Consider the following 22,313-nt stretch of genomic DNA (forward strand, 5'->3'; position numbering starts at 1 on the left):
CGCCTTTTGAGCCATGCGGCTCTTCATATCGGAATTCCACGGCTCGTTTCGGCGGTACCCAGCCATCTCTTTGGATTCCTGGGATAGACACAGGAAAAGCGCTGCACTCCAGCGACATGTTACTACTGGGACCTGTGAAGTGTCGGCAATCGATACCGGGGGATCTCGCCGTGAGTTCCTCCGTGTCGAGCCGACATGACGTGGTTCGTTTTCAGGTAGCCTTTGGACCGCGATGTTCTGGCTGCGGCTTGTGCAGCTCGGAGTGCCTGATAAAGAAATCTGGTAATCAACAGGAACATCAATTTCAGTGTGATTGCCAGCACGAGCCTCAGTCGACTTGTGATTTTCATGGTGCGAGCCCATGGTGAAAACTCGGTCGGGAAAGTCGCGCGGGGCCCGGTGCGGATCTGAATAGTGATCCATAAATCGGGTCGCATCTCGGTCAGTACGCGACATCAATGCGAAGCTTGTCGTGAATCCATGATGTCAACGAACTTCTCCAGTGCAAAGTGAATATCACTGGTGAGCTTACGAGACTCGTCAGACGACCTGCCCAGACAGCGGAGCCTACCAGAAATTCGATGATGTCCCGGTACGTTGTCTTCAGGGCGGCGTGCAGGATTAAGGAGGTCAACAATTGCTTCTGCGTGAACTTGGGCGGGCCTTTCAGATACGAATTATGGGGTGACTTATTTGCGTCCCGTCCGCATCGAGGGAGAAGTGCCTTCAATTAGATCATTCATTCGTGATGTCTCGCTCATGGAATGCGTTGCGGCACCACACAAATCAAGATTCAAGCCCTGTATCAACAGGGCAAGGGGAGTTCATAACAGGGTCAGGATGGCGTGGGCGAACCTCGACGGAGCCTCGGGCGAGAACCCGAGGAACAGGAACGGCTCGTTGATTTCCAATTCCATCAACAGGAATCGCCCGTCGCTGACCACTCCGTCAACCCGGGCGTACAGGAGCGGCGAATCCACTTTCGACAGAACGTCACGCGCCTGTGCGATCAGTTCGGGCGATGGGTTTCCGGACTGGTATCGCCCACCGTGCTGGTGCTGGATGCGGAAGTCTCCTGGTGCCGGACGTTTGACGACTGCGTGACTGTACTCCCCCCTGAAAAAAACGAGAGACCATTCCCCCTCTGAGACAATTTCGTCCATGAACGGTTGAACGAGAGTGTCACTCATGCCGCATTGCTCCTCAAACCGGGCTTGATCTCTGCCGGCCTCTGCGAGCGACGTCCTCCACGTCTGATGGGCTCCCGCGGACACGACGGGCTTCACGACCGCCTCCCTCCAACCCCGTGCTTCCAGAACCTGACGCAGTGGCCGCCGGTTTCCCATTGTCAGATACTCCAAGGGGACAATCTCGACCCCCTGTTCCGCCAGGTCCAACAGATATTTCTTGTGGATATTGGCGAGTACAGCTCGAGCGGGATTCCAGAGGTTGACCCCGGCCCTCTCGCAGGAGCGGAGCCAGTCTGCATACTGAACCGGGAGATGGTGGTAATTCCAAGGGGAGCGAATCACGACACCAGAGAATCGAGACCACTCGACGGTCGGGTCCTCCCAGGGGGCCGAGGCGACAGAAACTCCTTTTGATTGCAGGAGGTCCGTCACGACCATGTCGTCGTCGACGATGCCGGGTGATTCTTTATAAGTGACAAAGGCCACTGTGCTCACAAAACGCCTCTTGATGGCAACTTGTGCTGACGGTGAAGACGCGAGAGGAACGTTACCGTGATTCCAGTCGTGAGCGAGACATGATAGAGCGCCACGTTCTCCAGCAACATGATGGAATTGGCGGCGAGAAACTTTCGTGCCTTTCCGGCGCCTGATTCCCGAGGTATGGCCGGTGAGGATTGGGCTGGCGATTCCCGCACTGAGAGTGACAGGTCCCGATCGATTGGATTCCCTCCTCAATTTCTTGATCCACCTGGCGGCGACAGAAAAACCTCCGGGGACCGAACATTCGCCCCGCCAGTAGCGGACGAAGTTTTTCGCAGAGCAGGGCTTTTTCGGTCTTCAGGGATTGCTGGCGACGCGTGTTGTTGGGCTTCTGTGCCAAGTCACAGGATGAACCAATCAAATCCTCCAGACGCATGCGCCGGAAGCCGGAGGTTGTGAGATTCTCCGCTTTCGGCCACGGATGCTCATTACGTGCTGCACGTTCAAAAGCGACTCGAGCTGGTTCAACGCTTCCTTAAGCAGATTCGGCCTTAGGCGAGCGGAAGGAGCCCATGATCCTTGAAACTGCCATGCTCAGATCTCACCTCCAGGCGGCGGAACCGGCTGTGCCACGAGATCGCGAGTTCAATCTTTCAGCGACTGCCGTCTCTCTCCAGGCGTAATCAGAATTCCCCAATCAAACTTTCAAGGAGACTGGGGCAGAAAACGGCGGCAGGTCGACTGTCATAAAAAAAGCGACCGGCATGGCCCCGGCCGCTTTCAGGTTCATCCGCCGGAAACTGCATTCCGTAACGTGCTGAGGCCCCGCCTCAGAGAATGGGGGCGGTCTGCATTTCAAACTTGTTCTCAGTTGATTCGTTCCGCTGTCGACGGGTGGGTGAGTAGTCTCCGACTCGCACCACCCGACTCTCCGGCTGGAACTCCAGCAGCCGCAACCAACCATCACCTCCATTGGGACGCATCTGGAAGTTGACAACCATTTGCTGCACGTCGCGGCCGGAGGGAGTGCTGGTGACCAGCCTGCCCAGCCCGTCCTCCAGAACATGCCCGTTCATTGTCAGCACGAAATTTTCGTGCTTGCAAATCAGATTGTTCCATAACTCTTCGCCATCCATGACGTCCTGGTTGTTATTCTTCGCCACGGCGTAGCGATGCGGGTTCCACCGCTGAGCGTCCCCATAACGGGCCCAGTCTTCCCGGGTTCCATCGGAATGCAGATAGGCGTGAGTCGTCAGGATGACTTCGTGATCGGCGTTCCGGGAGACCACGTCGTTGGCCCAACGAACGACGTCGTGTCGGGGCCCAAATTCCAGTGCGAGCACCAGAAACTTCCGACCACCGGCCGAAAACCGGTGGTAGCTGTTGGTCATGCTTTCCGGTTCTTTGTCATAAGTGCCCCCAAAAGTCGGCATCGACCGGTAGTCTTTCACCGGAAAGTAGTCGTTCACCAGCGTTGTCCGATCCTGGCACTTGCCACCAGCCCCATAGTCGTGGTTGCCGGTGACAAAGCTATAGGGGACCCTGCCATCCAACGCTTTCAGGGCCGCAGCGGCGTTCACGTACTCTTTCGCCAGGTTATGGTTGGTCAGATCCCCGAGTTGGCAGACCCAGGCGATGTTCCTGGCCTCGGCGTTCTCCAGAATCCAGTCGGTCTGTGCCTTGGCGATTTCCGGACGACGTTCCGTGTAGTTCTGAATATCCGGCAGCACAACTACGGTGAAAGCACCGGGAGTGACCGGTGCCGGGACTCCGTCCACGAGCACACCATCAGCGTACGGGTCGGGCTTGGCATCCTCTGCCAGAACAAATGGATTGCAGCAGGACACGACGCCGAGTGTCATGCCTGCTTTCAGCAGATCGCGTCGAGAGATCGCGTTCATTTCACACTCCATACTCGGAAGGTTCAAAGGGGGGGAAACGGGGTGAGACAGCCAACGGCTGTGCGCACGAGACGAACTCAGCATCGCCCGCTGGACTCGTGCAGAATCAGCACTTCGTCCGGCAAGACGCTGGCTGCGCAGACAGGGGGCGAAGCAACTGCCCTTATTTCTGACTTGAGACCGGGGAGGGGGGAGCCGCGTGTGCCCCCGACTTTGCCGGCGCCTTGTCAGAGACACTGTTGATGAACTCCAAAGATCTAGTAATCACTTCCGGAGTGATCCCCATGTGCCCCGCGGTCTCGTAGTGATGGAACACATGAGGCGCGCTCTTCGCCTTCAACTCTTCCACCATTGCCAGAGCATTGGCGATGGGGACGGACTTGTCGTTATCGGCGTGAAAAATCAGCAGCGGTCGCATCTGGGCACTGACGTGACGAATCGGCGAAGCGTGCTCGCGGGCGACCGTGGAATCGACGCCTTGAGGTGTCCACAGATTTCCCCAGGGGCAGGTCAGCAGATCATGAGGTCCCGAAACACAGATGGAAGCACAGAAATCATCCCGGGCATCTTCCCAGCCGCCAGTTTTGGCGAAGTCGTTATTGCCGAGCGTGGCGGCCAGTGACACCATGTGCCCCCCCGCCGACTGCCCGATCAGAAAGATACGATCCTCGTCGATATTGTACTCTGCGGCGTGTGCATGGATGTAGCGGATGGCGCACTGTACATCCTGGTAACAGGCCGGTGGAGGGGAACAGGTCCGCAGCCGATAGTCGATTGTCATCGCGAAGAAACCCATCTCTGCCCACTGCTGGACGTTGATCGCCCCGTTATCTTTCTTCGTGCCTCGCGACCAGCGCCCCCCATGCACCGACAGAATGGCCGGAATTTTCTTTTCGGATTTGGGATAGGCAATATCAGCCAGTAACCCGGCCCCCAGAACCCGGCCGTAGACGACATCTTCCTTGCAGACAATTTCGGGCTGAGTCGAGCTCAGTTCCGAGGCTTGAGCTCGTGACGAGCTGAACACCAGCCCCTGCAGAACGAGAACAAGGGAAGTGGTGCACACAAAGACTTTCATATGGAATCCTCATCTGATTCCCCGATCGCTTTTCGCATCGGAGTTGCAGAACAAATGACAACGAGAATGACTGTAAACTCACAAAGACCAAGAAACGGAATGCGTGCCGTTTCTGCTTCAGCTGCTCAGATCGAAAACGAGATCTTTAGCACCTTGCTCGGGAATGGTGACTTCCAGACCGCTGTCCGTGGGGGAAGCATATTTGGACGGAATCTTGCGGATTGGCCCCATTGTGCTGGGGCGGGGGGGAGCAGGTTCCCCCGGAGCCGGAGGTTCCGGGGGATGAATGGTCACCAAGAACTCCCCCACAGGCATGCGTTCAATGCGAAACTTTCCATCAGCATCGAGAACGCCAAAAGCTCCAAGGCCCGATGATCGGGATTCAAACGCCACGACACCGTCCTGCAAGGGCTTGCCGTCAAGCGTCACTGTCCCTTCCGCCGTGGCAATCTTCACTTCGCGGACCGGGCCCGAGCACCCGCACATCAACAGGAGTGCAAGGATTCCAGAGACACTGAAAGTCGCCGATGGCCGCTGCACCCAGGGGCTCTGCAGGACTTCGCCCATAACAGAAGTATTATGCATATTGTCGATAACTTTTTAACAAAAGACGCTTTGCCAGTATTTTGCGACACACACAGTTGTCACAAGGGCGACGAATATCTTCCGGAACGAGATTGTTACGACGGGCGGGACAGCCCGTCGTAACGACCCGCGATCCCTTCTTGTTGCCGAGTGCTATTAAAACTCACCCAGCGGCAGGCCGTCATCGCGGGACCCCAACTTTAGAAACGTGCCGAAATCCATGACGTCCGCAACGAACCGTGCACTTCCATCGGCCAGCAGCGCATGGATGCCTCCCACGTGAGAACTTGTAAGAATCGTGTTGGCATCGTAGGCGTTATTGGAGCCGACGGAGACAGTCGGCGAGTTGTTAGCGTAGCGAATCGTCGTGGTCCCGGTTCCGAAAGCCTGACTACTCGCAGGAAGCGTCGTGAAATCACGGTAGGTTGTCGAGGCATTCCCCGAGGTATAGCCGGCCCAGCCTCCGAAATAATTGTTCCGGTAATCGAGGCCCTCGACCGGGCCGGACTGCTCGGCCACGATCATGGTGTTGGACGTGCCGTCGGTGACGTCCCGAACTCCCCAGGACATGTTGGGCATCAACAGTCCATTGCTGCAAAAGATGCCGCCGTAAGAGAGCTGGGTGGAACAGGTCCCGGCAGTTCGACCGGCCGGGTCCGGTGTGGCTCCCATAATACCAATATAGTCATGCGTTTGCCCCAGATCGAGATTGTTCATGGGCGGATCTGTTCCAGCCGCGGTGGTCCCCAGGAAGCTGGAAGGGCAGGCATAGGCCGGAACAACAAACCCCTTGAGAATGGAGTTCTTTTCTGTGCCGTACCCAAACGTTCCGGCAGGATTGCGCGATGCGAATCCGCCGATGTTATCGAGGCCTGCAAAGTCGAGCGCATTGTAGACATTGGCCTGATCCAGATAGGGCAGCAGGCTGACGCGCCAATTCGGCTTATTACGAGGGGCGAGTGTCCCCACGGGAAAGCGATTATAGACGTCGTGATAGTTGTGCAGCGCCAACCCCTGCTGCTTCAGGTTGTTCTTGCACTGGCTGCGACGGGCGGCCTCCCGGGCCTGCTGAACAGCAGGCAGCAGCAGTGCGATCAGCACCGCGATAATGGCAATAACCACCAGCAGCTCGATGAGCGTAAATGCACCGGAGCGCCGTCGGCTTGCGCTCTCCAGGTCAACAGGGTTACGAAAGGTAACAATAGACATAGGCACCCCAAACAATCCTGGCAGAAAAGAAGTGAAGTATGAACTTCGCCTGAACGCCGGCGATTTCGACTGATGTGATCAAGACTTGTCGTTGTAAGGGACCTGACCAGAGAGAAGATGAATAACTTATTAATAACCAGGTTTTGGCTGTCGAAATGTTTGTACGTCTATTATGCTTTTGGCCAATATTCACTCCAGGAGCGACAGATTGTTGATGCCCCGCCATCAGGGAATGGCCGGGGGAATCGACTCGTTAGTGGCTGAAGGGGACAGGGGAACAATCCGGAACCAGTCGAAGTTCCCCAGCCGCCCGCTGCTATGGTTCGCTTCCATCACGACGCGCAGCAATTGGCGGCCGGCCTGCAGCTCGACAGGTGCCGAGGTCACCGTCGCATACCAGTTCTCGACAGGTCCGTGCTCCAGCGTGGTGATCGGAATGGCGACAGAGGGAGTGATTGCGGGGTTGTCGGCATTCTCCACACCGATTTCAAACCGGAACTTCCCCCCTCTGAGCTGCGACCCGGCATGGGCTTGGATGACATATTGACCAGGCTGCTCGATGTCGACGGTATACGTCAGCCACTCGCCGGCCCGGGCTACTGAGACGTTGGTGATCGTCTGCTCGCCGAAGAGATACTGTTTCAGCTCCACGCTTTCGTTGGTGCGGTAGACGTTGGCCAGTGAATCTGGCGTTGTGTCGTAGTAGGCGACATCCTGTCCGCCCAGGTCGAAATCTTCCGCCTCGATGATCTGATCGACGTGAAACGGACGGCCCCGGAAAGGACGCGGGATCAGGTCCTGCGTCGCCGGGACGACCGCGGGATGATTTTCCCCGTCAGACGACACCACGATGCGCAACTGATCGGCTTCTCCCCGGGCAGTGCAGCGGACGGTCAATGTCTTACGATCGGCGCTCAGCCGTACCCAGTCATTCGGGGCAGGAGATTCATGCAGGTAGGGCAGGTTCCACTGGCCGCTCAGCCCGCGAATGGCATAGCTGGGGGAGAAATTGGAACTGAAACTTTCCTTTGCTGTTTTTCGAAAAATCGGGAAACCCTGATACTGCGTCTCACGACAGGCCAGCCACTCGTCACTCCCTGCCAGTTGATCGCCGCGAGCAATGACCGCCAGAATCGGCCGGTCAAACGAGACCGAACCTTCGACAACAACCGGCGACTGACGACTTCTTGAGCCGACGGGATCAAAATGGACCAGATAACTGTCGACATGGAGCCCCGCAGGCAGCCACGCGGAGCGGTTGTTGAAGGTCGTATACAACCCGGGCTCGGTCATCGTGACGGCGAGCGGGGAAACGAGTTCCTGATCCTCTCGTTCCAGGAAGAGAGTCAAAGAGTCATTGGCTTCGGTTCGGCCTTCTACGATGCTCGCGGGGGCGGGGTGAACAAAGCGCATGGCACCTGAAGTTTCGGCCACGAGACTGTTCAATCGCCATGCCCGTGAGAACCGTTTCGGGTTGAAGGCGATTTGCCTGACCGCCAGATTCGTCGCGGTGAAACCATTGGCCTCGCCGGTTGTCAGCGTGATCGGATTCCCCGGACTTCCTCGATCGGTGAAGTGGGGGCGCACTTCCACAGCCCCCTTGAAGACATGCACTTCACTCTCCCCATTGAAATCAGTGGAGAGCCCGAACTCTGTCCCCAGGTCAATCAGCTTGACCGTGGGAGTATCGATCATAAAACCGGTGTCCTCCGGAGAAACCTTGGCCACGAGCTGCCCGTGCCACAGCTGACGGCCGCCGTTCTGTGTGAATTCGATTTCAGTCGGTGCCTCGATCGTGGCTTCAGTCCCCCACGGAAACACGACCTTGGCCAGCCCTGACGAAAGGGTGTAGCGTCCTACGGACAACCAGTCTCCTTCCCCCAACGTGGCCACGACGCCGTTCACCTTCCAGGTACAGTCCGTGGAGCGAATAATCTTCGCAAAACGAGCCGGGGTTTCATTGGTGGCAGGTTTTTCCACCAACGTCGAGCGAGATGCCCACCAGCCGCAGGTCCCGCCGATCAGGAGCAGCAGGCTGCAGACACAAATCCCTGGAAGCAGTCGCAGTGACCGCTTCCAGCTCCTCTTCTCTCGAGAGACCTGCGGTGCTGCAAGATGGCCGCAGAGGACATACGGCACGACATCGTCGGTTAGCCGCGAAATCCAGGTGAAAACATCTTCGGTAGGATGCGGCCTTTCCACTCCCGGTTCGGAATCCGCAGGAAGTGGCGACTCCTCCTGTGTGACAGCCCCCTGTAATTCACGGATCAGCCGGCCTTCCCGCAGCTGACGGTGAATGGAAACACTGTCATAGACATACTGAACGTAGGCCCAGCGCGCATCGTCCGACTCGCAGACCAGTCGATCCAGTCGGGCCTGCTGCTCCTCAGATGCCACCCCCGCAATCACTGCGTCCGTCAGGGCGCCGATTTCATCGAACAGGTCAGACTCTGGACGGGAATGTCCGAACATTTCTACTCCAGCGGGCGGATCGCTCTCTCAACACATTGCCTCAATAGACGCCGCACCCGGGTCAGCGCCTGATACGTGGACACCACCGTCCGCCCCAACTTCCAGGCGACCTGCTCAATCGACAGTTCGCCGCCGTAGGCCAACTCCAACAGGTTTCGATGCGGGGGAGCCAATTGCTCCATGCAGTGTTCAATCGCCTCGAGCCGCAGCTTCAGCTGATCCGATTTGGCTTTCTGCATCACCGCGATTTGATCCATCGACGCATCACTGAATCGCATCCGCTCACGACGCATCCGGTTGCGATGATTGAGCACCTGATAGTGGGCAAAACCACACGCCCAGGCATAAAGATCGCGGGTCGAGTCCCATTCATCGATCCGCTGCAGCAGCCGCACATAGGTCTCCTGCAGAATCTCTTCAGCCAGTGCCCAGTCCAGCACGAGTGAAAAGATGTACGCATGCAACAGACGCTCGTGGCGAACGAGCTGTCGCAGAAACTCTTCACGATGCGAATTGCTCGCATGTGGCGAATCCGAGTCATACCCGTGGGCAGCCGCTGGGGGACGGCGATCTGCCATAAATGCGACTCCTGGGAGAGTGAGAGGCTCCGGAAATCAGCAGGTATAGACCGTGGTTCCGGATTTCTGACAATGATTATTGGGACTCAAACATAAAATTCCGAAGATTGACATTTCATCAGTGTGGCACGATCTGTGAAATGCTCTCGTCTCCCCGCGGGAAAAACCTTGTCTGTCTCGCCGAAATTGGATGCCGCCGATGCGGCCGCCCACGATTCGACCCTTTCTGAACCTCACCCGGGCGGATCGCATTCACGTTGACCGTCGTGATCGCCTTGCCACTCACAACTCGTTTTTTTTGCGAAGCACAACGAACTTGGAGCAGTCGGACTCACAAGTAGGGCCGAACTCCTGCACACGGGCATCGGAAGAACTGAATGTCCCCGGAAAGTGGCGTCACCCAGCGACAATCCGAATCAGACGGTTGGCTTCCAGCTCGCCACTTGAAATAGAACAAACAAACCTCGCGAGCGAGCTTCCGGAACATTCGGACATGCAGGTGTCCGTTCAATACAATCGCGGATCTCAACGGGAAAGGTAATGTGTGCACCGAATGTCGTTGCGTACCGATCGCAGACGTCGTCCTATCTTCCTCAACTTTGCAACGCGTTTCTGCTGCCGTATCAGGTGAGTGTCCTTCGACCTCCCACTTCGTCGTCGCACGAAAGCGCTGCATCAACGGACTTCTTCGCCGATGCAAACACAACCTGGATTTTTGGCGACGTTTGTTTGTCTCGTAGGGCTCTCTGCACCTCTTTGCGCGGAAGATTTGCCCGACCATTCCACTGCCACTCTTCCCAATACCCAGCCCCTCCAGCTGATTGAACCGTTAAACGAAGCGATGGTTCGCGGGATCTCGCTGTATGCCGAGCGCGAACTTGAACGGGCTCATCGGGAGCGCAAAGCCGGCTGGCTGAAGCATTCCCCGGACTCCGCGCAGGGGCAACAGGACCGCATGGCAGCCCGGGAACGTTTGAAAGAAATTATCGGTCTCCCCCGGCAGCTGGCGGAGTTGCCGACATTGCTGAGAAGCGGGAACGACCCCGCTGCCAGCGGTCACACGGCTCCCGGCGGATTGCTGGCTGGAAGCCGCGTCATCACCTGTCAATGGGATGCCTTCGAAGGAGTGACCGGCCGAGGGCTGCTGGCTGTGCCGACCAGTGTTCGTGGGGACAAAGCATCGAGCCTGCCCCTTGTCGTATTCATCCCCGATGCTGACCAGACACCGGAGGCGTGCTTCGGCCTGTCGCCGGGGATTTCTGAATCGCAGCAATTTGCGCGGCTGCTGGCGGAACAGGGGTGCCTGGTACTCTGCCCACTCCTGATCAACCGCGATTCCGAATTCACCTATCGCAATGCGGAACTGCCGCATCGCGAGTTTATTTATCGACTTTCATTTGACCTCGGCCAGCACCCTGTCGGTTATGACGTCGCGAAAATCCTGACCGGAATTGAAGCAGTCAAACGGGACCTCGACCGTCCGCTCTCAACAGTTGTGATCGGCACAAGTGAGGGTGGCCTGATCGCGCTCACCGCCGGGGCGATCGCACCGCAGTCCATTGAGGGAGTTGCCGTTCGGGGGTACTTCAATGAACGCACACAGGTCTGGAGAGAGCCGATCTACCGTAATCTGTACGGCCAGTTGCGTGAATTCGGCGATGCCGAAATGGCCAGCCTGATCGCTCCGCGGCCGCTGTTGATCGAGAACTGCGCTGTCCCGACGGTGACCCGGACTGCACTGCCCGATGGTCGACCATCACGGGCTGCGCCTGGAGAGATCCACACCCCTGATCAGGAGAGCGTTCAGCGCGAGTTCAACAGAGCTTCCGCATATTACCACCAGATGAACGCCGGACCGGCCGCGACATTACTGCTCAACACACACAGTAACGAAGCAGACAGCCGATCGCTGGCAGCGCTTGACCGGATCATTACTTCTGTGATTCCCGACTTTCACGTCCGGCCCCGCGAGGCTGACGTTACACGGACGTCCTTCGGAAATTCGGAAGCCTTTCAGAAGCAGCGGATGAAATCACAGGTCGAGGAACTCGTCCGCTATAGCCAGCGGATTCTCGATCGAAGTCAGAAGTTTCGGGAGGACCTCTGGCAGGACCTTCGCAGAGCGAGAACCGTTGAACAGCACATCTCGCTGTGCGACAAGTATCGCCAACTGGTCCATGAGACTTTTATTGGCACACTCCCTTCCGCTTCAGTCCCTGCAAATCCCCGTTCTCGAAAAGTCTTCGAGAATGCCGACTGCACCGGCTACGAAGTGATGCTTGATCTCCATCCTGCCGGCCCCCAGACTGCCGGCTCTGCACTTCAGGATCCAGGTGTCTTCGCCGGGGGAATTCTGCTCGTCCCCCATGATTTGAAACCGGGTGAAAAACGTCCGGTGGTGGTCTTTCAGCACGGGTTGGAAGGGACTCCGCAAGCGACCCTGGAGACCGACCCGAATTCGAGAGACTGGAAATACTACAAAGCAGCCAGCCTCGAACTGGCGAAACGGGGATTCGTGGTCTATGCCCCGCAGAATCCTTATCGCGGCGTTGACCGCTTCCGCATCCTGCAGCGCAAGAGCAACCCGCTCGGTCGATCGCTGTTCAGCTATATTGTCGAGCAGCACCGCCAGACGCTGAATTGGCTCGCCGGGCTCTCCTATGTCGATGCAGACCGGATCGCCTTCTATGGTCTGTCATACGGAGGAAAGACCGCGATGCGCGTCCCCATGCTGCTGGTTCCCGGTGAGAACAGACCTGGGTATTGCCTGTCGATCTGCTCCGCGGATTTCAATGATTGGATTCGCAAGAATGCGTCAGCGGAGAGTTCGTACTCGTATGTGTACACCAATGAGAACGAGATCTTCGAATGGAACATGGGCCATGTCGCCAATTATGGAGAGCTCGCCTGGCTGATGATTCCCAGACCATTCATGGTCGAACGGGGGATGGATGATCCCGTGGCGCCGGATGACTGGGTCTCCTCGGAATTTGCCCGGGCGCGTCGCCCCTACATCAAGCTGAATCTGGCCGATCTTGCTGAGATTGAAATTTTCAATGGCCCGCACACGATCAATGGCCAGGGGACTTACGATTTCCTCCACCACCATCTGAACTGGCCGAAGCGATCCACCAATGCATCTGTCGAAAGTGGTGAATCGAAATCGAATTAACAGTTCGTGAGTCAAAACTCAGGGTGCTGGCAATCCGGCCGCCCTTGCGGGCCACAGTCCGCCACGGCGGTGAGCTTCATCAGCAGAAAGTACGCCCCATCGCGACCCTGCTCCTACTATCCATGCACAATGGTCGCCACGATCACTCCCAGCGTGTCGACCGCAATGTGCCACTTGTGGGCCGTGATTTTCTAGCCGGCGTCGTATCTCTGTTCGTCTTCTCCTACGCCCGTTCGCACCGACTGGCTGTCGAGAATCGCGACGCTGGGGCGGTGCTTGTTCCGCCAGACACCCCCGCAACAACTGCCATGTCAGTTGTTGCAACTGCCTTGACAGCAGTGAACAAATCCATCACATTTGACCAAAACTGGTCAACGTGTCGGGTCTTTTCTTTGTGTGCTGTTGGAGTCCTTCGCAATATCGAAAATTAACTTCTTCTTCCTGAGTTGTGATGCGCTCGTCCCCAAGATCATCCCCGTCTTTCAATCTTGTCACGGAGTCAAGGCATGAAGCGTCGCCGAAAACAACAGGCTGGTTTTACACTCATTGAGCTCCTGGTGGTGATCGCCATCATTGGGGTCCTGGTGGCTCTGCTGCTGCCGGCAGTGCAGCAAGCTCGAGAATCGGCGCGTCGCAGTCAGTGCAAGAACAATCTCAAACAGATCGGGCTGGCACTTCACAACTACTACGACGCCCACAACAGTTTGCCTCCGAGCGCCATTCAGGACCGCCGGGTGAACACTGCTGAAGCAGGACTGTGGGCCTGGACGGCCATGATTCTGCCGTACGTCGATCAGGCTCCGATGTACAACCTCCTGAAAGTCGGGGATCAGCGGGTCAGCGATGCTTACCAGAAGAATCTGGCGGAGATGCAGGCCGGGATGCCGGTCTTCCGCTGCCCCTCGGACATCGGCCCCGTCACGCACAACGTGAACCGCTACTTCAAAGATCCCGTCACCTCGGAAGAGGTCTATCTGGCGGTCACCAACTATGTCGGTTCCAACAGCAATCGCGGAGTGATCCGGTGGACCTCACCCAATCCCCGTAACGGCAGCGACAACGTCAACACCGGTGGCGCCACGGGTGCCTTCGTTCCGAACGGTGCCGGCACTCCCGCTCGTGGTGCTCCCATCAAATTCAGTCACATCACCGACGGTCTGAGTAACACGTTTTTTGTCGGGGAGCGGGCTTACGAGATTGGCGGTGCTCCGGCTCGACCCGAGGCCGGAATTCTGTATGCCGTGGCGAACCACCATACGGCGGCCAGCCTCGCCGAAGGGCTCCTCGGCGGGTCCAACCAGTCCACAAATCATCGCGGGCAGAACACTGCCGTCGGGGCAGCCTGGCTCCCGTTGAACAGCACCATCACCGGCGAGCACAAGAGCGGATATAGCTCCAATCATGTGGGTGGCGTGCACTTTGTGATGGGTGATGGCTCTGTCCGGTTCATCAGCGAGAACATTTATCACGTCCCGGGGAATACCATTAACTGTACCCTGGGGTCCCTCATCGGCATCGCGGATGGTCTGGTGGTTGGGGAATTCTGACAGCGGATTGGAACGTCTGTATCGACAGGTCCCCTACGCTTCCGTATTCCACCCAAGACCATGAGGTGTCGCTTGAAGATTCCAGTTTTCACGAGACTCCCCTGCCTGCTGGCGTGGGGAGGAATTGCCCTGTTGCTCCCCGGATGCCACAGGGCTGACTTGGACATCGCTCCTGTCACGGGCATCGTCACTCTGGACGGCGTCCCACTGGAAGGAGCCGTGGTGGCCTTTTCCTCAGGGAAGGGGCGTCCTTCTCTGGCAGTGACACAGGAAGATGGCAGCTACGAGCTCACGTACACCGCCAGCAGGAAAGGGGCCCTCGTGGGTCCCCATACGGTCCGCATCACCACGGAGAGGAATCCTCAGGAGGGTTCCGGCAATCAGCCCGGAGTGAAAGGGATCAAGGAGTTTCTGCCTCCCCGCTATCACGAACAAACGGAATTAACCGCCAATGTGATTTCCGGCAGCAACAAGATTGATTTTGCGTTGACCAAATGAAGAGACCTCTCCCAGCGGGGGGCGATCACAATTGATCGTCCCCTGATTTTTCCTTCCTGGCCACGCCGTGACTCATCGGAAAAGCTGCCTAGACACTTTCCGGTCCTCCTCGCGCATTTTGACTCTTGAGTGTCCCGTTCTCGCTCGGCGGAAATGAGCCCTTCATCAGACGAACTGTGTGCCGCGCAGGACCGAGAGAGGAACTTGCTCGCCATCCATTCCGCTGGCTGAATCAACCTGCCAGCCACACCCTCCGAACCAGGAACTCGCCATGCACGATTTGAATCGACGCCACTTTCTTCAGGCTTCTCTGGCAGGGCTTTCCGCGATCCCTTTATTTGGCCACTCCTCGCTCATCTGGTCGAACGAAGCTGCAGCCGACGGATTCTTTCCGTTGAAGCCCAAGGATACACCCCCCGACTTCCGAAACGGGAACCCGGACACGCTGTTTCTCACGTGGCAGCGTGATCCGACCACGACCATTCTGCCAACATGGGTGTCCGGGGAACTGCCCGAGGCTCAGGCCCGGATTCACATCGCGAAGGTCGGCGAAGAAACCTGGTACACCTTCCCGACACAACGGCGCAACTACCCCGTTCCGGAACTTTTCGTTTATCGCGCGGAAGCGACTGGCCTCGAACCGGGCACGCAGTATCAGCTGAAGATCGGCACGGGAACCGAAATCCTGAGGTTCCAGACGATGCCCGCCAAAATCACCAACAGTTTTCAGTTCGTTTCTGGTGGAGACAGCGGCCCCAAGGACGATGCCCGAACGAGCAATCTGCTCGCAGCCAGTCAGGATCCCATGTTTGTCCTCATGGGTGGTGACATCGCCTATGACGTGACCAGCGCGGGAGCCCGTCCCGGAGCGAATCTCCAGTTCCTCAAGAACTATCGGGCGGACATGCTCGACTCCGCCAAACGCCTGATTCCCATCGTGCCGGCCATCGGAAATCACGAGGCAATTACCATCCGCGATGCCCGCGTGGCTCCGTTTTTCAGCGCACTCTACGCAGGACTGTTTCCCGAGCAGACCTATGCTACGCTCGATTTCGGTGACTACCTGAGCCTCGTCCTCCTTGATACCGGACACATCGCTCCCATCGACGAGGAGCAGACGTCGTGGCTGAATCACCAGCTGCGGGAACGCACCGAACGACCGCACCTGATCGTTGCTCAGCATGTCCCCTCCTATCCTTCGTACCGGTCGTTCGAGAAATCGGGCGTGGAGAGCCGCGAACACTGGGTGCCGCTGTTCGAAAAATTTAACGTCGACGTGGTCCTCGAGCATCACGACCATACGTTCAAACGGACTCACCCCCTGAAGGACGGTTTGATCGACAAGAACGGGTTGGTCTTTCTCGGCGACGGATCATGGGGCGCATTGCGTTCATTGCACGATGTTGAGCCGCGTCCCTATATGGCGTCAACCTCCTCGAATTATCATGTGACTCTGCACCGCATTGAAGGAGATCGGCGATTCCATATCGCCATGACTCATTCCGGTCGGCTTGTCGACATCTGCACGACACAGAAACGCCCCCAGCATCCGATGGGGCGGGGTGCCTGAATCCCAGGCGATCAGCACTGTCGGTTTTGACGTGGCAGCGATCGCGTTTGCTCCACCGCACTCCGTTGCCACGTTCATCACTCCCCTCACGGTCACAAACGATTGGTGAGCGGCGTGGATCGCGGCGCGGCCTGATAGTCAGTTCCTCCCGAAGGCGGGGGAACAAGCCTGTGCAGAACACCTGACATTTGGTTCCTCTCCTCATCCTCGGAACGTCTATGAACTCTTTCCTGAAGAACATATGCGCTGCAGGCCTGCTCCTGCTGTCACAACACCGCCCACAGGCATTCGCCAGAGATAAGTACAACTTCGATGAGGACAAAGTCTCTCCCTATACGCTGCCCGATCCCCTCCGAATGGAAGACGGCACGCCGGTGACCGATGCCGGGATGTGGCACGAGAAACGTCGACCGGAAATCCTCCGGCTGTTCGAGACACACGTCTACGGCAAACCGCCCGCAGCCCCTCAATCGATCGAATACAGAATCGTTGAGCAATCGGACGAAGCACTGAACGGCAAGGCGATTCGTAAGCAGGTCGAGATCGTGCTCGCGACCAAGCCGCAGCCCATCACCATGATGCTGTTGCTCTATGTCCCGAAGCGCCCGCATCCGGTCCCCGCGTTCCTGGGACTGAATTTTTGGGGGAATCAGGCAACCACGACGGATCCCGCCGTCCTCATGAACGCAAACTGGATGAGAGATGATCCGTTGAAAGGGATTGTCGAACACCGGGCCACTGAAGCCTCGCGGGGCGTGAATGTCAGTCGCTGGCCATACGAGAAGGCCATCGACCGCGGATACGCTGTCGGCACGATTTTCTATGGAGATCTGGATCCGGATTATGATGACGGCTTTCAGAACGGCATTCACCCTGCCTTCTATCGCGCGGGACAGACTCGTCCTGCCCCTGATGAATGGGGAAGTATCGGGGCCTGGGCGTGGGGGCTCAGCCGGGGGCTTGACTATCTGGAGAAAGATGAACTGATCGACGCCGGCCATGTGGCGGTGATCGGACATTCCCGACTCGGTAAAACCTCTTTATGGGCGGGAGCGACCGATCCCCGTTTCGCCATCGTGATTGCCAACGATTCCGGGTGTGCGGGGGCGGCCCTCAGTCGCCGCCAGTTCGGGCAGACGGTCGAGCAGATCCGCACCAAGTATGGGCAGTGGTTCTGCGGGAATTTCCAGCAGTATGGGGATCAGAATCCTCCTCCGGTCGACCAGCATCAGCTCATCAGCCTGATTGCTCCCCGTCCGGTCTACGTGGCGAGTGCTCATCTCGACCGTGGCGCGGACCCCAAGGGGGAATTTCTCGGAGCGCTCCACGCCGACCCGGTGTATCGGCTGCTCGGGACCAACGGAATGGGTGGCGAAGCCCCTCCCAGTGCGCAGCCTGCGGTCGATCAGCCACTGACGGGCTCAACAATTGGTTACCACGTGCGGACTGGCAATCACGACATCACCGAGTATGACTGGGCTCAATACCTCGATTTCGCGGATCGACACTTTCAGCATCCCACACCGTCGGTTCGCGAATGAGCCTGGAATGCCCCGATTGACTTGCGAAGGTCAGGGGCGAAGAGAGGGGCCGCCTCGCTCTATCGCGAGGGGACTCCTGCGGTCATCTTGCTGCGGGGCGCAGGCGTATCTACAATGCGACAGCGGAATAATCTTGCACCACAGGTCGAGGGATGGCCGGATGTTGAAGAGTTCTCAACAACTTTTTTGTCTCATTGCTCTCTTCTGTTTCGCCGGAACGCTTGTTCCCGGCACTGTCCGGGCTGAGGACGGGAAAGCAGCATCGACCGAGGCGAGTCCGGACAAGCCCGCGAAAACGACCGATGAAGAGTACTACGAGTTGATGCGGGTCTTCGTCGATACCTTTCAGGAAATCGACCGCAACTACGTGAAAGACGTCGACCGCAGAAAACTGATCGAGGGCGCCGTCCGCGGCATGCTCACCGAGCTCGATCCCTATTCGGATTACATTGCCCCCGAAGATCTCGACAAGTTCACCCAGGCCCTTTCACAGGAATTCACGGGCGTCGGGATTCGCGTGAATTTCGACGAAAAAGACCGGGCGATTGAAGTCGTCACCCCGCTGGCCGGCAGCCCCGCCTACGATGCGGGGATTCATTCCGGAGACCAGATCGTCGAAATCGACGGCAAGCCGGTCAAAGACTTCCCCCACCAGAAAGAACTGACCACCGCGGTCGAAATGCTGCAGGGCAAACAGGGGGAGAAAGTCGAACTGGGGATCGTCCGCGCGGGGGACAAAGACCGCAAGGTCGAACGCCTGGAGCTGATTCGCGACACGATTCATCTCGACACCGTGCTCGGCGACTCATGCGACAAAACCGGCAAATGGGAGCTGATGCTCGATCCGGAAAAGAAGATCGGGTATATCCGCATCACGCACTTCACCAGCCGCAGCGCTGCGGAAGTTCGCGAAGCACTCAAGAGTCTTCGCCGGCAGGGGATGAAGGGCCTGATCATCGACCTGCGTACGAACCCCGGCGGCCTGCTCCAGTCGGCGGTGGACATCTGCGATCTCTTCATTGAAGAGGGAACCATCGTTAGCACGGATGGCCGCAACAGCCTTCCCCGCAAGTGGACTGCCAAGAGCTTCGGTACCTTTACCGGCTTCCCGATTGCGGTACTGATCAATAAATACAGTGCCTCCGCCAGCGAAATTGTGAGTGCCTGTCTGCAGGATCACGGCCGAGCGGTCGTCATCGGCGAGCGCAGCTGGGGCAAAGGGAGCGTGCAGGACGTGATTGACCTGGAAGGGGGCAAAAGTGCCCTCAAGCTGACCACGGCCAGTTACCATCGCCCGAGCGGAAAAAACATTCACAAGTTCCCCAACGCCAAGGATGAAGACGAGTGGGGAGTCTCGCCGAATGAAGGCTATCGCATTGAGTATTCGATGCCCGAGTTCATGAAGTACCAGGAAGACCGCCGGCTGCGTGATATCCCCGGCAAAGGGGGCGAGAAACCGAAGTTCGATGATCGCCAGCTGAACGCTGCTCGTAAATACATCGAAGAACAGTTGGCAAAGGGGACGGCCGCTCCCAAGAATGAGGGACAGAAAGCGGACGACCAGAAGAAGGAGGACGAAGCTCCCCCCGCACCTGTCGAAACCAAGAAGGCAGCCCGGAATTTCTTCCGTCTGTATCCCGTGCCGGCAGGGCAGGCAACATGACGGAGTTGCAGTCGAGTCCACTGCCGCCACCGGTCGCGGCAGCGGATTCCGCATCGGTTGGTCCCTTGCTGGCGATTGAATCATCCTGCGATGAAACCGCTGCCGCAGTGGTCGACGAGCAACTGCGAGTGCTCAGCAGTGTCGTCGCCTCACAGGATGAACTGCATCAGCGGTTTGGCGGCGTCGTCCCGGAAATTGCATCACGCGCCCATCTGTCCCGCATTCTCCCGGTGATCCAGGCGGCACTGGAACGCGCGAAGATCTCCCTGTCACAGCTGTCGGCAGTTGCTGTGATGACGGAACCGGGACTTGTCGGGTCGCTGCTGGTCGGAGTGACTGCTGCCAAAACATTGGCGCTCGTCCTGAACAAGCCGCTGATTGCGGTCAATCATATTCATGCCCACCTGTACGCCTGCCGGATGATCGCCGAACGGGATGTCTTTCCGGCGATCGGACTTGTCGTCAGCGGGGGCCATACCAACCTGTATGACTGCAAATCGGCCATCGAATACGAACTGATTGGCTCGACCATCGACGATGCCGCCGGCGAAGCATTTGACAAAGCGGCCGCGCTCCTGGGGCTGCCCTATCCCGGAGGACCCTGGATTCAAAAGATCGCTCAGGGAGGGAACCGGAAAGCCTTCGATTTTCCCCGATCCTTCCTGCACGACGACCGGCTCGCCTTCAGTTTCAGCGGACTGAAAACCGCGCTCCGCTATACGGCGATCGGCCAACCGGGTTCGAAGCAGGTCATTCCCCCGCTGACGCCTGAACGCACCGCGGATCTGGCTGCGAGTTTTCAGGAGGCCGTTGTCGACGTCCTGATTGGGAAGTGCAGACAGGCACTCAAGCGGTATCGGCGCCGCACCCTCTGCATCGGCGGCGGTGTCGCTGCCAATGCCCGGTTTCGCGAGCGGCTGGAAGAGCTGCGGAAGAAAAACGGCATCGACGTGGTCATCGCCCCCCTGTCACTCTGCACCGACAACGCTGCGATGGGAGCGATTGCCTGGGAGCTGCTGCGTGCGGGCAAAACAGCTCCGCTCGATGTCGATGTCACTCCCGGACTCGTTCGGCAGGCCTGAAGCCCCGCTCCGCCCCCGAAGCCTGCTGCCTCCTGAGCGACTCAATCTCCGGGCCGATCCAGCGTCGGCAAAGCTCCGTAATAGGAATCTGCAGCCGGGCTGCTTCCTGCCGTAATGCCTTCCAGTCGGTCACCGGCAGGAAGATGGAGATCTGCTTGCGAACTTCCACTGCGGACATGCATTGCCTCTGATGATGGGGGCGGACGAGAAAAATCGCAGAGTCGGGCAGCTATCGATCGTGGCGTGGATCGCCACGTCGGTCAGCCGTTCGATTCAGACTGGGGGGGGCCCCCGACTTGGTTGCTCCCGGGACTTTCGCGACGCGGCGTTTGCGGCGACGCTGCACATGCGGCAGAGCCCGATCGATTCCCGGATCGTCGCAATCCCAGTCCTGCCGACTGATCTCCGGAGGAACAGGACGATCTGCATCCCAGCCCAGACGAACTTCCCGAACCATGATCCCAGCCTTTCCCTGAATGTGAACCTTGCCAGACAGCATTCCCCTGCCCGCTGCGATTTCTCAAACAGCCGTCCACCCGTTTCAGTCCGTGCAGCAACGGGCCCGTGGAATGGTTCATCCCAGTCAAACCGCTCCGGATAGCTCCGCGAAGGTTGCGCAGGACGCCCATCCGCGACGGCCCTGAAACATTGAGAACTCTGCACCGCTCCACCTTCCTCTCGCAGCAGCAAACGAGTCCGATTGTCGGGACCTGCTGCGACCCGGAAGCCGAAGAGCACAATGTGCTGAAGAAATACGTGCGGGGAGAGAAAACCTTTCAGGAATTTCTCAAAGGAGCAAGGCAGATCGCGACCGGCTCCGGAGAACTCGTCGGCCTATAGGGAACCGGGGCCGATTCCGGTGCTCGTGCCATATACGCTGGGACTGATAAAACGCACCACCCCGCGCATCAGCGACCGCCGGATCAAAAGTCAGACCGCGACTCCACCGGGGAGCATCGGTCCGCAGCGTCCCAGCAGATGACCGCCAGACCGGTTCAACTCTGGCCCGACGCCTTTGCATCCGCCTTTTCTTCTGCAGCACTCCGGCGGATATAAACCGGTTCCAGCGACCAGGCATCGTCACACTGGTTGCGGTCGGCGCGCTGAGAGGCCAGTCGGGCGACTGATGCCGCCTGCGGAGAACAGTCAGCGCCAGTCCGCAACGCCAACCCCTGCAAGTCCTCGGTCAGCTTTTCTACTCCCGGTCCGGAGACAGACTGCGACGAAGTGACGAGAGAGCGCCACTCGGCCAGTGCCACCAGCCGCGGAGGCGTGACGCAGCTCCAGTCCCCCTCGGTGCTCTGGTGGTATTCACCTGCGAAGAGGTCACCACGCAGGGCATCGTCGATGACCCACACCGACCGCACATCTGGCGGCGACTGCGAGGCCACCGCGAGAAAGGTATCGACTCCCACAATTCTGCAGCCGGTCGCAAAAGCGAAGGTCTTGGCGCAAACGCAGCCGGTGCGCAGCCCGGTGAAGCTTCCCGGACCGATACTGACACCCACCACATCAACATCGAATGACGTCAGCTGATGACGCAGGAGCAGCTCGCCGATCTCAGGGACCAGTGTTCGCGCATGTCGGCGACCGCTGGCAGACAGTTCCACGTTCTCGAGCAGCTCTCCATCCCGCAGCAGGGCAACGGAGCCGGCACGTCCCGAGGTTTCGATTCCGAGTGTGATCATGACAAAATGGGAGGCAGGGGACACGTTTCCATGTCCGGGCGGACGGCGATCCCACATCA

The 22,313-nt window shown here is 58.2% G+C and carries 18 protein-coding genes; 8 read left to right on the forward strand and 10 right to left on the reverse strand.

All coding sequences use genetic code 11. The annotated features are described in order from the left end of the window. Nucleotides 1–824: 824 nt before the first annotated feature. From SH664x_RS09440 to SH664x_RS09470, 7 genes are all read right to left on the reverse strand, one after another. Nucleotides 825–1,685: an ATP-grasp domain-containing protein gene (locus tag SH664x_RS09440; RefSeq protein ID WP_437206951.1), complete on the reverse strand. Its 861-nt coding sequence runs from the start codon at nt 1,683–1,685 to the stop codon at nt 825–827. An 815-nt stretch (nt 1,686–2,500) separates the two neighbouring features. Then, nucleotides 2,501–3,571, reverse strand: coding sequence for a metallophosphoesterase (locus SH664x_RS09445; protein WP_437206953.1), 1,071 nt, complete (start codon nt 3,569–3,571; stop codon nt 2,501–2,503). 163 nt (nt 3,572–3,734) lie between these two features. Further along, a complete protein-coding gene (locus SH664x_RS09450; protein WP_437206955.1) occupies nt 3,735–4,649 on the reverse strand; it encodes an alpha/beta hydrolase fold domain-containing protein in 915 nt (304 codons plus the stop codon). 117 nt (nt 4,650–4,766) lie between these two features. Further along, nucleotides 4,767–5,234: a carboxypeptidase-like regulatory domain-containing protein gene (locus SH664x_RS09455; protein WP_437206957.1), complete on the reverse strand. Its 468-nt coding sequence runs from the start codon at nt 5,232–5,234 to the stop codon at nt 4,767–4,769. 156 nt (nt 5,235–5,390) lie between these two features. Beyond that, complete coding sequence (locus tag SH664x_RS09460; protein ID WP_437206959.1) at nt 5,391–6,443, reverse strand: DUF1559 family PulG-like putative transporter; 1,053 nt, start codon at nt 6,441–6,443, stop codon at nt 5,391–5,393. 225 nt (nt 6,444–6,668) lie between these two features. After that, on the reverse strand, nt 6,669–8,915 hold the full coding sequence (locus SH664x_RS09465) for a carbohydrate-binding protein (RefSeq protein WP_437206961.1): 2,247 nt from the start codon (nt 8,913–8,915) through the stop codon (nt 6,669–6,671). A gap of 2 nt (nt 8,916–8,917) precedes the next feature. Beyond that, nucleotides 8,918–9,493 (reverse strand): sigma-70 family RNA polymerase sigma factor, encoded by a 576-nt coding sequence (locus tag SH664x_RS09470; protein WP_437206963.1) that lies wholly within the window; start codon nt 9,491–9,493, stop codon nt 8,918–8,920. A 694-nt stretch (nt 9,494–10,187) separates the two neighbouring features. Between SH664x_RS09470 and SH664x_RS09475 the strand changes: the two genes are divergently transcribed. From SH664x_RS09475 to tsaD, 7 genes are all read left to right on the forward strand, one after another. Then, nucleotides 10,188–12,665 carry a hypothetical protein gene (locus SH664x_RS09475; RefSeq protein ID WP_437206965.1) on the forward strand — a complete coding sequence of 826 codons (2,478 nt, stop codon included), beginning with the start codon at nt 10,188–10,190 and terminating at the stop codon, nt 12,663–12,665. A gap of 506 nt (nt 12,666–13,171) precedes the next feature. After that, nucleotides 13,172–14,212: a DUF1559 family PulG-like putative transporter gene (locus tag SH664x_RS09480; RefSeq protein WP_437206967.1), complete on the forward strand. Its 1,041-nt coding sequence runs from the start codon at nt 13,172–13,174 to the stop codon at nt 14,210–14,212. A 72-nt stretch (nt 14,213–14,284) separates the two neighbouring features. Then, nucleotides 14,285–14,710: a hypothetical protein gene (locus SH664x_RS09485; RefSeq protein ID WP_437206968.1), complete on the forward strand. Its 426-nt coding sequence runs from the start codon at nt 14,285–14,287 to the stop codon at nt 14,708–14,710. A 271-nt stretch (nt 14,711–14,981) separates the two neighbouring features. Further along, nucleotides 14,982–16,280 carry a fibronectin type III domain-containing protein gene (locus SH664x_RS09490; RefSeq protein WP_437206970.1) on the forward strand — a complete coding sequence of 433 codons (1,299 nt, stop codon included), beginning with the start codon at nt 14,982–14,984 and terminating at the stop codon, nt 16,278–16,280. A gap of 218 nt (nt 16,281–16,498) precedes the next feature. Further along, on the forward strand, nt 16,499–17,821 hold the full coding sequence (locus tag SH664x_RS09495) for a glucuronyl esterase domain-containing protein (RefSeq protein ID WP_437206972.1): 1,323 nt from the start codon (nt 16,499–16,501) through the stop codon (nt 17,819–17,821). Between the two features lie 160 nt (nt 17,822–17,981). Next, the gene (locus SH664x_RS09500) at nt 17,982–19,484 is read left to right on the forward strand and encodes a S41 family peptidase (RefSeq protein ID WP_437206974.1); all 1,503 of its coding nucleotides are present in this window, start codon (nt 17,982–17,984) and stop codon (nt 19,482–19,484) included. Continuing rightward, on the forward strand, nt 19,481–20,566 hold the full coding sequence (gene tsaD, locus SH664x_RS09505) for a tRNA (adenosine(37)-N6)-threonylcarbamoyltransferase complex transferase subunit TsaD (RefSeq protein ID WP_437206976.1): 1,086 nt from the start codon (nt 19,481–19,483) through the stop codon (nt 20,564–20,566). The genes SH664x_RS09500 and tsaD overlap by 4 nt, the downstream gene beginning before the upstream one ends. Here tsaD and SH664x_RS09510 read toward each other — a convergent pair. After that, complete coding sequence (locus SH664x_RS09510) at nt 20,538–20,744, reverse strand: hypothetical protein (RefSeq protein WP_437206977.1); 207 nt, start codon at nt 20,742–20,744, stop codon at nt 20,538–20,540. The two genes, tsaD and SH664x_RS09510, sit on opposite strands and share 29 nt — an antisense overlap. Before the next feature lie 51 nt (nt 20,745–20,795). Next, a complete protein-coding gene (locus SH664x_RS09515) occupies nt 20,796–21,023 on the reverse strand; it encodes a hypothetical protein (protein ID WP_437206979.1) in 228 nt (75 codons plus the stop codon). 191 nt (nt 21,024–21,214) lie between these two features. On the opposite strand from SH664x_RS09515, the gene SH664x_RS09520 reads away from it, so the two are divergent. Then, entirely contained in the window at nt 21,215–21,406 is a 192-nt protein-coding gene (locus tag SH664x_RS09520) for a hypothetical protein (RefSeq protein WP_437206981.1), read from the forward strand. Nucleotides 21,407–21,561: 155 nt separating this feature from the next. Here the strand turns inward: SH664x_RS09520 and tsaB are convergent, their stop codons facing one another. Then, complete coding sequence (gene tsaB, locus SH664x_RS09525) at nt 21,562–22,278, reverse strand: tRNA (adenosine(37)-N6)-threonylcarbamoyltransferase complex dimerization subunit type 1 TsaB (protein WP_437206983.1); 717 nt, start codon at nt 22,276–22,278, stop codon at nt 21,562–21,564. Nucleotides 22,279–22,313 lie beyond the last annotated feature (35 nt).

Source organism: Planctomicrobium aquicomposti, from assembly GCF_051466325.1.
In the GTDB taxonomy this organism is placed as follows: Bacteria; Planctomycetota; Planctomycetia; order Planctomycetales; family Planctomycetaceae; genus Planctomicrobium.

What these genes read in the sequence shown, in the direction of transcription:
- SH664x_RS09460 (WP_437206959.1), bottom strand. Translation starts at nt 6,443, where the DNA reads ATGTCTATTGTTACCTTTCGTAACCCTGTTGACCTGGAGAGCGCAAGC.
- SH664x_RS09465 (WP_437206961.1), bottom strand. Translation starts at nt 8,915, where the DNA reads ATGTTCGGACATTCCCGTCCAGAGTCTGACCTGTTCGATGAAATCGGC.
- tsaD (WP_437206976.1), top strand. Translation starts at nt 19,481, where the DNA reads ATGACGGAGTTGCAGTCGAGTCCACTGCCGCCACCGGTCGCGGCAGCG.
- SH664x_RS09510 (WP_437206977.1), bottom strand. Translation starts at nt 20,744, where the DNA reads ATGTCCGCAGTGGAAGTTCGCAAGCAGATCTCCATCTTCCTGCCGGTG.
- SH664x_RS09480 (WP_437206967.1), top strand. Translation starts at nt 13,172, where the DNA reads ATGAAGCGTCGCCGAAAACAACAGGCTGGTTTTACACTCATTGAGCTC.
- SH664x_RS09445 (WP_437206953.1), bottom strand. Translation starts at nt 3,571, where the DNA reads ATGAACGCGATCTCTCGACGCGATCTGCTGAAAGCAGGCATGACACTC.
- SH664x_RS09490 (WP_437206970.1), top strand. Translation starts at nt 14,982, where the DNA reads ATGCACGATTTGAATCGACGCCACTTTCTTCAGGCTTCTCTGGCAGGG.
- SH664x_RS09500 (WP_437206974.1), top strand. Translation starts at nt 17,982, where the DNA reads ATGTTGAAGAGTTCTCAACAACTTTTTTGTCTCATTGCTCTCTTCTGT.
- SH664x_RS09475 (WP_437206965.1), top strand. Translation starts at nt 10,188, where the DNA reads ATGCAAACACAACCTGGATTTTTGGCGACGTTTGTTTGTCTCGTAGGG.
- SH664x_RS09455 (WP_437206957.1), bottom strand. Translation starts at nt 5,234, where the DNA reads ATGCATAATACTTCTGTTATGGGCGAAGTCCTGCAGAGCCCCTGGGTG.
- SH664x_RS09470 (WP_437206963.1), bottom strand. Translation starts at nt 9,493, where the DNA reads ATGGCAGATCGCCGTCCCCCAGCGGCTGCCCACGGGTATGACTCGGAT.
- SH664x_RS09450 (WP_437206955.1), bottom strand. Translation starts at nt 4,649, where the DNA reads ATGAAAGTCTTTGTGTGCACCACTTCCCTTGTTCTCGTTCTGCAGGGG.
- SH664x_RS09515 (WP_437206979.1), bottom strand. Translation starts at nt 21,023, where the DNA reads ATGGTTCGGGAAGTTCGTCTGGGCTGGGATGCAGATCGTCCTGTTCCT.
- SH664x_RS09495 (WP_437206972.1), top strand. Translation starts at nt 16,499, where the DNA reads ATGAACTCTTTCCTGAAGAACATATGCGCTGCAGGCCTGCTCCTGCTG.